Raw genomic sequence first — 13495 nt, 5'->3', positions numbered from 1 at the left:
CCTGCCGCTCGCGCTCGGCTGCGTCGCCGACGACTATACCGGCGCCTCGGACCTTGCCAACACCCTGACCAGGGCCGGCCTGCGCACGGTGCAGACCATCGGCGTGCCGGCCCACGACCTCGCCTTGCCGGAAGTCGATGCGGTGGTGGTGGCGCTGAAGAGCCGGTCGATCGACCCGCGCGAGGCGGTGGTGCGCTCCCGCGAGGCCGACGCCTGGCTGCGCCGGCGCGGTGCCGGCCACGTGCTGTTCAAGGTCTGCTCGACCTTCGATTCGACCGAGGCCGGCAACATCGGCCCGGTGCTCGACGCGCTGCGGGCGGATGCGGCCGAGCCGATCGCGCTCGTCACCCCCGCCTTTCCCGAGACCGGGCGCAGCGTCTACCAGGGTCACCTCTTCGTCGGCGCGACGCTGCTCGCCGAGAGCCCGCTGAAGGACCACCCCCTCAACCCGATGCGCGATTCGAGCCTCGTGCGGGTGCTCGCCCGCCAGAGCGCCGGCCCGGTCGGGCTGATCGACATCGCCACCGTGACGCGCGGTCCGGACGCGGTCGCCGCGCGCCTCGACGCCCTGGCGAAGGAGGGCCACGGCGCGGCCATCGCCGACGCGATCTTCGATGCCGACCTCGAGATCCTCGGCCGCGCCGCCTTGCGGCACCGCGTCTCCTGCGGCGCCTCGGGCCTCGGCCTCGGGCTCGCCCGCGCGCTGGTCGCGGACGGGCGCGGCGCATCCGGCGCCGGTGCGGTGGCGGGCGAAGCGGTCGGCGGCCACGCCGCGTGCCTCGCGGGCAGCTGCTCGCAGGCGACGCTGGCGCAGATCGAGGCCGCGGCCGATCACATGCCGGTGCTGCGCCTCGACACCGAGCGGCTGCTGTCCGGCCCCGGCGAGGTCGAGGCGGCCATCGCCTGGACCGCCGAGCGCCTTGCCGCCGGCCCGGTCCTCGTCGCCAGCAGCGCCGCGCCCGATGCGGTGCGCGCGCTCCAGGCCAGGCACGGCGGCGCCGCGGTCGGCCAGGCGATCGAGGCGGCGCTGGCGCGGCTCGCCGCGGACCTCGTCGCCCGTGGCGTCCGCCGGCTCGTGGTCGCCGGCGGCGAGACCTCCGGCGCGGTGGTCGACCATCTCGGGCTGAAAGCCTTCCAGCTCGGCCCCGAGATCGCCGCCGGCGTCCCCGTCCTGCGCACGGCCGGCGGCGATCCGATGCTGCTCGCGCTGAAATCCGGCAACTTCGGCGGCCGCGACTTCTTCCTGCGCGCGCTCGCCCTGATGCGGTGAGCGATACGGGTGCTTCTCGCTTCCCTGACCGCCTTCGAAAGTCTCGTCGCGCCTTCCCTCCCCCCGACGGATCTCGGGCTTGCCCGAGATCCGCACCTTGTGTGCCCAAGTCGTGTGCCCAAGTCGGGCAGGCCCGACTCGGGTGCGGGGGAGGGAGCCGGTAGGACAACGCAGATCGATCGCGGCCGAACATGCCGACCAAGGAGCTTCCCATGCACGCCCTGATCCTCGGCGCCGCCGGCATGATCGGCCGCCAGCTCACCAAGGCCCTGGTCGCGTCCGGCACAGTCGGCGGCGCGCCGCTCGACGCGCTGACCCTGATCGACGTGGTCCAGCCCGACGCGCCCGCGGGCTTCGCCGGCAATGTCCGCACCGAGGCCGCCGACCTCACCGCGCCGGGCGCGGCCGACGCCGCCATCGCCGGGCGGCCCGGCCTCATCTTCCACCTCGCAGCCGTCGTCTCGGGCGAGGCGGAGGCGAACCTCGAGCTCGGCTACCGGGTCAACCTCGACGGCACCCGCCTGCTGCTCGACGCGATCCGCCGCGCGCACCTGGCCGACGGCTACCGGCCGAAGGTGGTGTTCACCTCCTCGCTCGCGGTGTTCGGGCCGCCGCTGCCGCCGGTGATCGGCGACGACTGGATCGTCACGCCGGCCTCCTCCTACGGCACCCAGAAGGCGATGGGCGAGTTGCTGCTCGCCGACTATTCCCGCCGCGGCTTCCTCGACGGCATCGCCTTGCGCCTGCCGACGATCTGCGTGCGCCCGGGCAAGCCGAACAAGGCGGCGTCGGGGTTCTTCTCCGGCATCATCCGCGAGCCGCTGGCCGGCCAGCCGGCGATCCTGCCGGTGCCCGAGACCGTGCGCCACTGGTTCGCGAGCCCCTCGGCCGCGATCGGCTTCCTGCTGCACGCGGCCGGGCTCGACCTCGCCCGCCTCGGGCTGCGGCGCGCGCTGACGCTGCCGGGGGTGTCGGCCACCGTGGCCGAGGAGATCGAGGCCCTGCGCAAGGTCGGCGGCGACAAGGCGGTCGCCCTGATCCGCCGCGAGCCCGATCCGGCCGTCGCCCGCATCATCGAGACCTGGCCCGAGGCCTTCGCCACCGAACGCGCGCTCGACCTCGGCTTCACCGCCGACGCCTCGTTCGACGCGATCGTCGCCGAGCACGTCGCCGAATTCCACGCCGGGACATAAACCTATGTGACATTTCGTCAGGCACGGTCGAACCGGGGATGCGACGCGTTAGAACGGGTCGAGCCTCCGGGAAACGCATCGCCTTGTACAAGCCCATCGAAGACTACGCCGTCATCGGCGACACCCACTCGACCGCGCTGATCGCCCGCGACGGCTCGGTCGACTGGCTGTGCTGGCCGCGTCACGATTCGCCGGCCCTGTTCCTCGCGCTGCTCGACGACGACAAGGGCGGCTCCTGCCGGATCGCGTTCGAGGGCCTGCGCTCGACCTCGCGGCGTTACCTGCCCGAGACCAACGTGCTGGAGACGACCTTCGTCACCGAGACCGGCAGCGCCCGGCTGGTCGACGTGATGCCGGTCAACCCGCCGACCCCCGAGCCCGAGGAAGGGCCCGACGGCGAGGGCGAGAGCCGCCTGATCCGCCTGCTCACCTGCATCGATGGCCACGTCGCCGGGCGCTTCCTGGTGCACCCGACCTTCGACTACGCCCGCTGCGACGGCATCCCGATCGCCGACGGCGCGACGGTGCTGTTCGAGGCCGGCAAGCAGCGGCTCCGCGTCAACGCCGCGCCCGAGCCGAGGCTCGACGGCGCGGTCGCGGTGAGCCGGTTCGCGATCGCGGCGGGCGAGACCGCCTACCTCGTCCTCACCCACGGCGAGGACGGGGAGCGGGCCGCGATCGACGATTTCGCCGGCGCCGAGCGCCGGGTCGCGGCGACCATCGACTACTGGCGGCGCTGGAGCGAGCGCTGCACCTATCACGGCCCCTATCGCGACGCGGTGCTGCGCTCGGCCTTGTGCTTGAAGCTGCTGACCTACTCGCCGTCGGGCGCCATCGTCGCGGCGGCCACCGCCGGCCTGCCCGAGGCGGTTCCGGGCAACCGCAACTACGATTACCGCTTCACCTGGATGCGGGACGCGACCTTCACCGTCACCGCCTTCGTGATGCTCGGCTACGTCCGCGAGGCCTCGGAGTTCCTGCGCTTCCTGCGCGAAGCGGACGGCAGCTTCGGCCGCGACACCAAGCTGCTCTACGGCATCGCCGAGGCGATGCCGCCGGAGGAGGAGCTCGACCACCTCTCCGGCTGGCGCGACGTCGGGCCGCCGCTGATCGGCAACGCCGCCGAGGGCCAGGACCAGCACGACATCTACGGCGAGCTGGTGCGTGCGCTCTGCGTCTTCCTCGAAGCGGTCGAGTACGACCCGCCGGAGAAGGTCCACGACCGCCTGCCCGAGGTGCTCGACAACCTCACCCGCCGCGCCATCGCCTGCCGCGACGAGGCCGACGACGGCATCTGGGAGCTGCGCACCGGCCCGCGCCACCAGCTCCACACCAAGGCGATGCTCTGGGTGGCGCTGAACGACGCCGCCCGGATCGGCCGCAACATCGAGGGCGTGCCGCCGGAGAAGATCGAGACTTGGGAGCGGATCGCCGCCGAGATCCGCGCCGACTACCTGGAGAAGGCCTGGAACGAGGAGCGGCAGGCCTTCACCGGCGCCTACGGCTCGCACCACCTCGACGCGGCGGTGCTGCGCGTGGCGTTGTTCGGCGCGATCGACCCGAGCGACCCGCGCCTGCGCAAGACGCTGGCCGCGATCGAGGCTGAGCTCGGCGTCGGCGACCTGATCTACCGCTACCGCATGGACGACGGTCTCGCGGGCGATGAGGGCACGTTTACCGCCTGCGCCTTCTGGCGCGTCGGCTGCCTGGCGCTCGACGGCCGCACCGGCGAGGCCAAGGCGGCGTTCGAGCGCCTGCTGGCGCGCGGCAACGACGTCGGGCTGTTCGCCGAGATGATCGACCCGGAGACCGGCGAGCAGCGCGGCAACACTCCGCAGGGCTTCTCGCACATGGCGCTGATCAACGCGGCCCTGCGCCTGCAGGACACGATCGGCCGCTTCGGCCTGCCCGAGGAGGGATGCGTCGCGACGAAGGCGGCGGCGGAGTAGACGCAGCGCGGGGCTTTCGGCTGACCGCGCTCTCTTCCCTCCCCCCTCTGCGGGGGAGGGTGGGCCTCGCGTCAGCGAGGGTCGGGAGAGGGGTGCGACGCTTCCTGATACGGCGCTCCCCTCTCCCGACCCGCTTCGCGGGCCACCTTCCCCCGCAGCGGGGGGAGGGAAGTAGCGCGCTCCTTCGTGGCCTCGTCACCGGCCGCTCGACCCGAACCCGCCGACGCCCCGCGCCGATGCCGGCTCATCCGCGTCGGTCACGACCAGCCGCGGCCGCGCGACCCGCGTGAACACCAGTTGCGCGATGCGCTCGCCCGGCGCGATCCGGATCGGGTCGCCCGCCGGGTTGCGGTTCCAGGCCGAGATCATCAGCGGGCCCTCGTAGTCGGCATCGATCACCCCGGTGCCGTTGCCGAGCACCAGCCCCGCGCGATGGCCCAGGCCGGACCGGGGGAAGATCAGCCCGCACCAGCCGGGATCGCGGATCAGCACCGTGAAGCCGGCGGGGATCAGCGCCGGCGGCCCCTGCGGCGCGAGGTCGAGCGCCGCGTCGAGGCAGGCATGAAGGTCGAGGCCGGCGGCCTGGGCCGAGCCCCATCGCGGAAACCCCCACCCCGCCAGCCGCGGATCGAGCCCGCGGATGCCGACCTCGGGCAGCGCGTCGCTCACGGCCGGCGCGCCGCGATGGCGTCGGCCAGGGCGACGATGCGGTGGGCCTCGTCGGCATGGGATCGGTCGATCGTGCGGCCCCGGAACGCGGCCGTGCCGCGCTCGCGGGCGGCCGGGCCGGCGAAGGCGGCGATCGCCGCACGCGCCTGCGCGACCGCATCCGGGCTCGGGCCGAACACCGCGTTGGCGGCGGCGATCTGCGCGGGATCGATCAGCACCTTGCCGTCGAAGCCGCCGTCGCGGGCCTGCTCGGCCTCGGCGCGGAAGCCGGCCTCGTCGGCGGTCGCCTCGAACACGCCGTCGATGACGTCGATCTCGTAGGCGCGGGCCGCGGCGACGACGCTCATCAGCAGCGGCATCAGCGCCGGGCGGCCGGGGACGCCGCGGCGGATCCGGGTCGCCGCGGCGAGGTCGCCGGTGCCGACCACGAGGCAGGACAGGCGGGTGTCGACGTCGCGCGCGGCGCTGGCGATCGCGCCGACCTGCAGCACCGCGAGCGGGCTCTCGATCATCGCCCAGATCCGCAGCGCCGGCGCCGCGCCGAGGCGCCTCAAGCGGGCGCCGACGGTCACCAGGGCGTCGGGGCCGCTCACCTTCGGCACCACGATCGCGTCGGGGCCGGCCGCGGCGATCGCCGCGAGGTCGGCCTCGCCGTGGGCCGAATCGAGCGCGTTGATGCGGACCACCACCTCGCGATGACCGTAGGCACGGCCCGTCACCGCGGCGGCCACCGTCTTGCGGGCGGCGTCCTTGGCCTCGGGCGGGACAGTCTCCTCCAGATCGAGCAGCACCGCGTCGACCGGCAGGGTGCGAGCCGCTTCCAGGGCCTGCGGGTTCGAGCCCGGCAGGGACAGCACGCTGCGACGCGGACGGATCTCGGTCATGGCGGCATCTTTCCGTCGGCGGGGCGACGTCCGTAAGACAGAAGCGCCGATAGCGTTCTCCGGACGGCGAGACAAGGAGCGGGAATGGCGCGCTGGATCGCGGGACTCGACGGCTGCCGCGGCGCCTGGGCCGGCGTGCTGCTCGACCTCGACGATCCCGGCCGCCACCGCGCGGCCCTGTTTTCCACCGTCGCCGAGTGCCTCGACGGCCCGGAAGCGCCGGTCTCGGTCGGCATCGACGTGCCGATCGGACTGCCGGACCGCGCGACGGGCGGAGGCCGGGCGGCCGACCGGGCCGCACGCGCCTATCTCGGCGCCGGCCGGTCGAGCGTGTTCCCGGTGCCGCCGCGCGCGGCGATCTTCGCCGACGACTACGAGACCGCCAAGGCGCTGTCGCGCGCGGGCAGCGCGCCGCCCTTCGCGCCCTCGATCCAGTGCTTCAACATCTTCCGCTACATCCGCGCGGTGGACGCCCTGCTGCGCGAGCGGCCGGCGCTGACGGCGCGCCTGCACGAGGTCCACCCCGAGATCGCCTTCCGCCGCCTCAACGGCGACCGGGCGCTGGCGGCGGGCAAGAAGGGGCCGCAGCGGCAGGCCGGGCTGGACCTGCGCCGGGCGCTCCTCGTCGCCGCCGGGCTGCCGGAGGCGCTGGTTCACGGCGCACGGCCGCGCGGCGTCGGCGCCGACGACCACCTCGACGCGATGGCCGGCCTCGTCGTCGCCCGCGACATCCTCCTCGGCCGCGCGAGCCCGCTGCCGGACCTGCCCGAGCGCGACGCCCACGGCCTGCCGGCGGTGATCTGGATGCCGGCGCCGCTTCAGGGGGGCGACCGGGCCGAATCCCGCGAGCCACGCAAAGTCTGCTAACGACCTGGGCCATGAGCGAACAGACCCGAGACCCGAACCCCGCCATCCGCCACGTCGCCCGCGCGCTGGTGTTCGATCCCGCCGACCGGCTGCTGCTGATCGAGTACGAATCGGTGCACGCGCATGCGCCGGACGGCACGCCGCTGCGGTTCTGGTTCATGCCGGGCGGCGGGCTGGAGCCCGGCGAGGACCACGTCACGGCCTGCCGCCGGGAATTGTCGGAGGAGATCGGCCGGGCCGACTGCGCGATCGGCCCGCAGGTCGCGGCCTGCGACGGCCCGTTCCACCTGTTCCGGCAGTCGCGCGATGCACGCGAGCGCTATTTCCTGGTGCGTCTGCCCGACGACCGGATCGACACCAGCCGCCTGATGGAGACCGAGGACAACCCGCTGCACGGCACGCGCTGGTGGACGGTGGCCGAGCTGCTCGCCACCGAGGCGCGGATCGAGCCCGCCGGCCTCGGGCAGCTCGCCGAGCGCCTCGTCGCCGGACACGTTCCAGACGCCCCGATCATCCTGACCTGGCAGCAAACTTGAGCGTGGAACAGGGGGCTCAGGCCACTCGTTCCGTGACGGAATTTCTCGATTGTCAGGAGGACCCATGTTTCCGACCGCGCTCACCGACGGCTACCGTTCCTTCCTTTCCGGCCGCTTTCCGACGGAGCGGAAGCGCTTCGCCGAGCTGGCGACCGCCCAGGAGCCCGAGACGCTGGTGATCAGCTGCTGCGACAGCCGGGTCGCGCCGGAAGCGATCTTCGACGTCGGCCCGGGCGAGCTGTTCGTGATCCGCAACGTGGCCGCCATCGTGCCGATCTACGAGACCGGCGGCGACTATCACGGCACCTCGGCGGCGATCGAGTTCGCGGTGCAGGGCCTCGAGGTCAAGAACATCGTCGTGCTCGGCCACGCCAGCTGCGGCGGCATCAAGGCCTACGCCAACAAGGCCAAGCCGCTCTCGAAGGGCAACTTCATCGGCAAGTGGGTCTCCCTCGTCGAGCCCGCCGAGGCGAAGGCCGGCGATTCGAGCGCGCCCGAATACCTCACCCGCCTCGAGCACGCGATGGTCAGCCAGAGCCTCGAGAACCTGATGACCTTCCCGTTCATCAAGGAACGGGTCGAGGCCGGCACCCTGAAGCTGCACGGCGCGCATTTCGGCGTGGCCACGGGCGACCTGCTGGTCCGCAATCCCGAGACCGGGGACTTCGCGCAGGCGGTCGATCGAAGCGGCGAGCCGCTGCGCCCCTCCGCAATGATGAGCTGCAGCTGACGCGTCCGGCGAGGCGGGTGCTTTGGTTCGAAAGCACCCGCCTCGCCTTTCAATCCGAGATCGATCGGAACGGGAAGGCCAGGGCCGACGAAAGACCGGACCAACGAAAAGGGCGGCAGGCTTGCGCCTGCCGCCCTGTCTCATGAGCCGCGCTCGGCGTCGGCGCCGAGCGGGATCGGACGATTACATCGCGTCGCGGGCGCCCGGCAGGCGCTGGGCCATGCCGTAATGGTGCTGCAGCACCGGCAGGGCCTGCTGCGCGTAGGTGCGAAGCGCCGGGTTCGGGCCGGACGAGGCGTAGGTCTCGGTCATGCCGATCGTCATCCGGTGCGCCTGGACCTGCTGGCTCACGTAGAGGCGGTCGAAGCGCGGGCCCGACGGGGTGGCGGAGAGCTCCGCCAGCATCGCCTGCTGCTCGGGGCTGGGCTGAACCACCGTGGTGCCGGCCGTCTGATCGACGTCGGCATTGCCGAGGCGGCTGCCCGCTGCGGCGCCGCGCTGTGCGCCCGAGCCGAGGCCTTCGAGGCCGCCGACCGGGCCGCCGTTCAGCGTCCCGCCGACCACGCCCGCGGCCGCGCCGGTCGCCGCGCCGACGGCGCCACCGGCCACCGCCAGCGGCGCGCCGATCAAGCCGTCCACCGGACCGCCGACCACGCCGCCCTGCGCGGCGACGTAGTTGCGGTCACCGCCGACGAGGGCGACGTTGGCCGAACGGTGGTCGCGGATCGCTTCCTGGGCGTAGGTCCGGATCTGCGGGTTGCGGGACTTCGACAGCGCGATCTGGCTCGACTGGATCTCGAAGGCGTTCGCCTGCAGCGACTGCAGACGGAAATCGCTCAGGCCCTGGGCCATGGCCGGGGTCGAGACGGCGAAGGCGAGCGCGGACAGGACGGCGTATTTCTTCAGCATTGAAAACCTCGATCGATGAATGGTGAGCGTGCAAGCCGGCGTAGTTGTATCGCCCATACCGGTTTCAACCGAAACGGACGGCGACAGCACTTCATCGAACCAACGATGACGATCGCGCATGGTTCCTCTGGTCTTGCCTGACCTTGCGCCGTCCGCCGCGCGGGCTGCGACGCTTGATCCACCCCGCGGCAGCCGCCATGCCTTTCGCCGTCCTTCCGTCCCGAGGCCCCGCCTTGACGCCCCGCTCCACCCAGATCTTGTCAGTTCAGATCCTGCGCGCGGTCGCGGCGCTGCTCGTCGTGATGCACCATGCGCAGGCCGAGGCGGCCGCGCTGGCGCAGCGGACGGGCGCGGCCTTCGCCCCGAGCGGGCTGCTGCCCTGGGCGGGCGGCGTCGACGTGTTCTTCGTGATCTCCGGCTTCATCATCGTCCACGCCGCGGCGCCGCACGCGGTCGGGCGCCATGCGGCGGAGAGCGGAGGTCGGCGCCGCTTCCTGGCGCATCGGATCGCGCGGGTGGTGCCGCTGTACTGGCTGGTCACCGCGCTCTACCTCGCGGTCGGGCTGGCGGCGCCGTCGGCCCTCAACGGCAGCGGCGGACCGCCGGACGCCGGCCAGGTCGTCGCCTCCTTCCTGTTCTGGCCCGCGGCGCGGCCGGACGGCGCGGTGCTGCCGCTCTACGGCCTCGGCTGGACGCTCAATTGCGAGATGGCGTTCTACGCGCTGTTCGCGCTCGGTCTCGGCTGGGGTCGCCGGGCCGGCGTCGCCTGGCTCGTGGCGGCCCTCGTCGGGATCGTGCTGGCGGGCGCCTGGCTGAAGCCGGAGGCCGTGCCGCTGGCGTTCTGGTCGAACCCGGTGATGCTGGAATTCGGGCTCGGCGCCCTGATCGCGCTCGCACGCGGCGAGGGCGTGCGGCTGGGCGGGCCGGCGCGCGCCGGCCTGGCGCTCGCCGGGTTCGGCCTACTCTTGCTCGTCGCGCGCACCGGCCCATTCCCGGACGGGTTCCTGCGCCCGCTCGCCCTCGGCATCCCGGCGGCCTTCCTGGTGGCGGCGGCGGCGCTCGGCCGCTCGCGGACGCAGGCGCGACCGCCCTCGCCCGTCGTGTCCGCCCTGGCCGCGCTCGGCGACGCCTCCTACGCGCTCTACCTCGTCCATCCCTTCGTCCTGCGCGGCCTGCGCGAGGCGCTCGCGCGCATTGACCTCGCATTGTGGCTCGGCCCCTGGGTCGCGCTCGGCGTGATGGTGGCCCTGAGCGTCGTGGCGGCCCTGCTCGTCCACCGCCATGTCGAGCGCCCGATGACGCGTCTCGCCCGCGCCCGCCTCGATCCCGATCGCCATTCCCTTCCGAGGCCGAAAACCGTGTGAGCGCCGGGCGGCTGCGAGTTTCCCGCCGCGGCGATCCGCATTAGCGTCGCGGCGGTGATGGCGAACCCGAGCGAGGCGACGCGATGAAGACCCTGCTGGTGCCGATCGCGCTCCACGACGCCCTGCCCTCGGTGCTGGAGACGACCCGCCTGGTGGCGCAGCGCTTCGGCAGCCTGATCGAGGGCGTGTCGCTGCGGCCGGCGCTCGCCGAGTACGTGCCCGTCGACATGGTCGGCGGCATGACCTGGCTGCGCGACGAGGAGGCCGACCGGGCCGAGGCCGAGGAGGCGGGCGGGCGCTTCGTCGCCTTCATGGACGGGGCCGGCATCCCGCGCCACGCCCGCGACGGCCTGTGCGTTCCCGAGAACGTCGCCGGCGCCGGCGCGCGCTATCGCTGGCGGCAGGACGTGCCGGCGGGCGACGCCTTCCTCGGGCAGTACGCGCGCCTGTTCTCGGCCACCGTCGTCGGCCGCCCCGGCGCCGCCGACGGCACGCCGCGCATGACCACCCTGGAGACGGCGCTGTTCGAGGGCGGCCGCCCGATTCTGGTGGCCCCGCCGACCCCGCCGACCCGGTTCGGCGACGCGATCCTGGTTGCCTGGAACGGCTCGACCGAGACCGCGCGCGCCGTCGCCTTCGCGATGCCGCTGCTGCGGGCCGCCTCCCGCGTGCTGGTGCTCAGCGTCGAGGGCGGCACGGTGCCGGGCCCGAGCGCCGAGGACCTCGCCCGCTCGCTCGCCTGCGAGGGCGTGGCCGCCGACCACAAGGCGCTTCCCGCCGGGCGCCGGACGCCGGGCGAGACCTTCCTCGCCGAGGCGAAGGAGTTCGGCTCCGACCTGCTGATCAAGGGCGCCTACACCCAGAGCCGACTGCGGCAGATGATCTTCGGCGGCCCGACGAGCCACCTGCTCACCCACGCCGACCTGCCGATGCTGATGGCGCACTGACGGCGTGTGCCGCGCGCGAAGCGGGAACCTCGACCGTTCGCCCGACGTTCGCGCCTCGCCGGCCATCCCGGTCGAGTGAGGGGCTGACGACAGTGATCCGAGCTTGTCTGATCGCGCTCGCGATGGGTGCGACCTCCGTTGCGGCGCAGGCCGTGGAATCCTTCGCGCGCTACCAGGGCACCGTCGAGGCCCGCGACGCCGACACGCTGACGATCCGGCGCGCGGCCGGCGGGTCCGTCACCGTCCTAATGAACGTGAAGACGCGCCTGTTCATCGCGACCGCAGGCCGCCTCCGCGACATCAAGCCGGAGAGCTACGTCAGCATCGTCTCGGTGCCCGGCGCCGACGGCAAGCCGAAGCCGATCAAGGTCGCGATCTACTCGCCGTCCGAGCGCGGCTTCGAGGCCGGCACCAAGCCCTGGGACGCGGCCCCCGACGCGCGGCTCACCGCGGGCTGGATCGGCGGCCTGTCGCTCGATCCGCCTCGGCAGGTCGAGCTGGTCTACGACGGCGGCAGCAAGTCCTTCACCATCCCGCCCGGGACGCCGACGGCGCAGATCGCCCCGGGCGAGAGGGCTCTGCTCGTGCCCGGCGCCGACGTCGTGGTGCTCGCGCGCACCGACGCCGACGGTCTCGTCAACGCCGACCTCGTCGCGGTCGGCCGCGCGGGAACCGAGCCGACGCTGTGACATCGCGCACAGCGCGACGCCGCCGGCCGGTTCGGGCCGGCGGCCCGTGAGCGCGGGCATGGCGCCGGGACGCGCGCCCGCGCTACATCGCCCGGCATGACCGATTTCCTCCTCGATTCCCGGCTCGCCGCCGACACCGTGCCGGTCGGCGACCTCGGCCTCTGCTCCGTCCTGCTGATGGACGATTCCCGCTTCCCGTGGCTGATCCTGGTGCCGCGCCGGGCTAATTTGAGCGAGCTCACCGATCTCGCCGCCGAGGATGCCGCCGCCCTGTGGCGGGAGGTCCACCTCGCCACCGGGGTGATGCTGGCGCTGGCCAAGCCCGACAAGGTCAACGTCGCGACGCTCGGCAACGTGGTGGCGCAGCTCCACGTCCACGTGGTCGGGCGCTTCCTGTCGGACCCGGCCTGGCCCGGCCCGGTCTGGGGCTTCGAGGCGAGAAAGCCGTATCCGCACCATGCCCGCGCGCAGCTCGCCGAGCGGGCCGGCGCCCTGTTCGCAACAGCCTGAGGTGGCGATGACCGACCCCTTCGCCACGCTGGGCTTCACGCAGAGCCGGCTCGTCCGCCATTCCTCGGAGCAGGCGGAGGACGCGGTGCCGCCCCCCGACGCGCCGGGCACCCGGCTGGTGCTCCTGGCCGGCGACGCGCTCGTGCTTCGGGGCGGGAGTGCGATCCTGGAGGCCGAGGACGGCGTCCGCGCGAACCCCCTGATCACCCAGGAGCGGATCTTCCTCGGGCATCTCGACGGGCGGCCGATCTTCGCGGCGGTGGCGGCGCCGGAGGCGGCCGAGGCCTATGCCGGCGACGGCTTCCGGACGCTCGACCTGCGCACCATCGCCACCGAGGGCGCCGTGCCGCAGGACGAGCTCGGCCTGCTCGCCACCGCGAAGTCGATGCTCGGCTGGCACGCGCGCAACCGCTTCTGCGCCAATTGCGGCACGCAGACCCTGGTCCGCGCCGGCGGCTTCCGGCGGGAATGCCCGACCTGCGCCGCCCATCACTTCCCTCGCACCGACCCGGTGGTGATTATGCTGATCCGCCGCGGCGAACGCTGCCTGCTCGGGCGCGGCCCGCACTTCAAGGAGGGGATGTACTCCTGCCTCGCCGGCTTCCTCGAGCCCGGCGAGACGATCGAGGCCGCGGTCGCGCGCGAATCCTACGAGGAGACGCGGGTGCGGGTCGGCGCGGTCGGCTATCACACCTCGCAGCCCTGGCCGTTCCCGTCCTCGCTGATGATCGGCTGCACGGCGGAAGCGCTGGACGAGACCATCGTCACCGACCCGACCGAGCTCGCCGACGCCCGCTGGTTCGACCGCGCCGAGGTGCTGGCAATGCTGGAGCGGCGCCACCCGGACAACCTCTTCGCCCCACCGGCGATGGCGATCGCGCACGTGCTGATGCGCGCCTTCGTCGAGGGGCGGGCCTGAGGGCCGAAACCCGTCGTCTCGCCGCGCCGGGCAGACCACCTGACACGCGGATCGGAACG

14 protein-coding genes are annotated in these 13495 nt (G+C 73.3%); 11 read left to right on the top strand and 3 right to left on the bottom strand.

Annotated elements, in window-relative coordinates:
• The first annotated feature begins 1 nt into the window (after nt 1).
• The 3 genes from otnK (at nt 2) to MKK64_RS07770 (ending at nt 4412) form a co-directional block, all read left to right on the top strand.
• A complete protein-coding gene (gene otnK / locus MKK64_RS07780; RefSeq protein WP_243933424.1) occupies nt 2–1270 on the top strand; it encodes a 3-oxo-tetronate kinase in 1269 nt (422 codons plus the stop codon).
• Nucleotides 1271–1482: 212 nt separating this feature from the next.
• Nucleotides 1483–2463: a D-erythronate dehydrogenase gene (gene denD / locus MKK64_RS07775; protein WP_243933218.1), complete on the top strand. Its 981-nt coding sequence runs from the start codon at nt 1483–1485 to the stop codon at nt 2461–2463.
• Nucleotides 2464–2546: 83 nt separating this feature from the next.
• On the top strand, nt 2547–4412 hold the full coding sequence (locus tag MKK64_RS07770) for a glycoside hydrolase family 15 protein (RefSeq protein ID WP_243933216.1): 1866 nt from the start codon (nt 2547–2549) through the stop codon (nt 4410–4412).
• A 195-nt stretch (nt 4413–4607) separates the two neighbouring features.
• Here the strand turns inward: MKK64_RS07770 and dut are convergent, their stop codons facing one another.
• Nucleotides 4608–5081, bottom strand: a complete 474-nt coding sequence (gene dut, locus MKK64_RS07765; protein ID WP_243933209.1) for a dUTP diphosphatase — start codon at nt 5079–5081, stop codon at nt 4608–4610.
• Entirely contained in the window at nt 5078–5965 is an 888-nt protein-coding gene (locus MKK64_RS07760) for an HpcH/HpaI aldolase/citrate lyase family protein (RefSeq protein ID WP_243933207.1), read from the bottom strand. The genes dut and MKK64_RS07760 overlap by 4 nt, the downstream gene beginning before the upstream one ends.
• Nucleotides 5966–6049: 84 nt before the next feature.
• On the opposite strand from MKK64_RS07760, the gene MKK64_RS07755 reads away from it, so the two are divergent.
• The 3 genes from MKK64_RS07755 to MKK64_RS07745 all read left to right on the top strand — a co-directional run bounded on the left by MKK64_RS07755 (nt 6050) and on the right by MKK64_RS07745 (nt 8098).
• Complete coding sequence (locus tag MKK64_RS07755) at nt 6050–6832, top strand: DUF429 domain-containing protein (protein WP_243933205.1); 783 nt, start codon at nt 6050–6052, stop codon at nt 6830–6832.
• Nucleotides 6833–6843: 11 nt separating this feature from the next.
• Nucleotides 6844–7368 (top strand): NUDIX hydrolase, encoded by a 525-nt coding sequence (locus tag MKK64_RS07750; RefSeq protein WP_243933203.1) that lies wholly within the window; start codon nt 6844–6846, stop codon nt 7366–7368.
• Nucleotides 7369–7432: 64 nt separating this feature from the next.
• Nucleotides 7433–8098: a carbonic anhydrase gene (locus MKK64_RS07745; RefSeq protein ID WP_147843815.1), complete on the top strand. Its 666-nt coding sequence runs from the start codon at nt 7433–7435 to the stop codon at nt 8096–8098.
• A gap of 183 nt (nt 8099–8281) precedes the next feature.
• On the opposite strand, the gene MKK64_RS07740 is transcribed toward MKK64_RS07745, so the two are convergent.
• Nucleotides 8282–9007: a DUF4142 domain-containing protein gene (locus tag MKK64_RS07740; RefSeq protein ID WP_243933201.1), complete on the bottom strand. Its 726-nt coding sequence runs from the start codon at nt 9005–9007 to the stop codon at nt 8282–8284.
• A 233-nt stretch (nt 9008–9240) separates the two neighbouring features.
• On the opposite strand from MKK64_RS07740, the gene MKK64_RS07735 reads away from it, so the two are divergent.
• From MKK64_RS07735 to nudC, 5 genes are all read left to right on the top strand, one after another.
• Complete coding sequence (locus tag MKK64_RS07735) at nt 9241–10371, top strand: acyltransferase family protein (protein WP_279593082.1); 1131 nt, start codon at nt 9241–9243, stop codon at nt 10369–10371.
• An 83-nt stretch (nt 10372–10454) separates the two neighbouring features.
• The gene (locus MKK64_RS07730; protein WP_243933199.1) at nt 10455–11318 is read left to right on the top strand and encodes a universal stress protein; all 864 of its coding nucleotides are present in this window, start codon (nt 10455–10457) and stop codon (nt 11316–11318) included.
• 122 nt (nt 11319–11440) lie between these two features.
• Entirely contained in the window at nt 11441–12007 is a 567-nt protein-coding gene (locus MKK64_RS07725; RefSeq protein ID WP_243933197.1) for a hypothetical protein, read from the top strand.
• A gap of 96 nt (nt 12008–12103) precedes the next feature.
• Nucleotides 12104–12517 carry an HIT domain-containing protein gene (locus tag MKK64_RS07720; RefSeq protein WP_243933195.1) on the top strand — a complete coding sequence of 138 codons (414 nt, stop codon included), beginning with the start codon at nt 12104–12106 and terminating at the stop codon, nt 12515–12517.
• Between the two features lie 7 nt (nt 12518–12524).
• On the top strand, nt 12525–13436 hold the full coding sequence (gene nudC / locus MKK64_RS07715) for an NAD(+) diphosphatase (RefSeq protein WP_147728438.1): 912 nt from the start codon (nt 12525–12527) through the stop codon (nt 13434–13436).
• Nucleotides 13437–13495: the final 59 nt, after the last annotated feature.

Origin of the sequence: Methylobacterium sp. E-025 (assembly GCF_022829705.1) — a bacterium.
In the GTDB taxonomy this organism is placed as follows: domain Bacteria; phylum Pseudomonadota; class Alphaproteobacteria; order Rhizobiales; family Beijerinckiaceae; genus Methylobacterium.
Note: the sequence above shows the minus strand (reverse complement) of the source record. Positions and strands in the feature narration are given on the sequence as shown.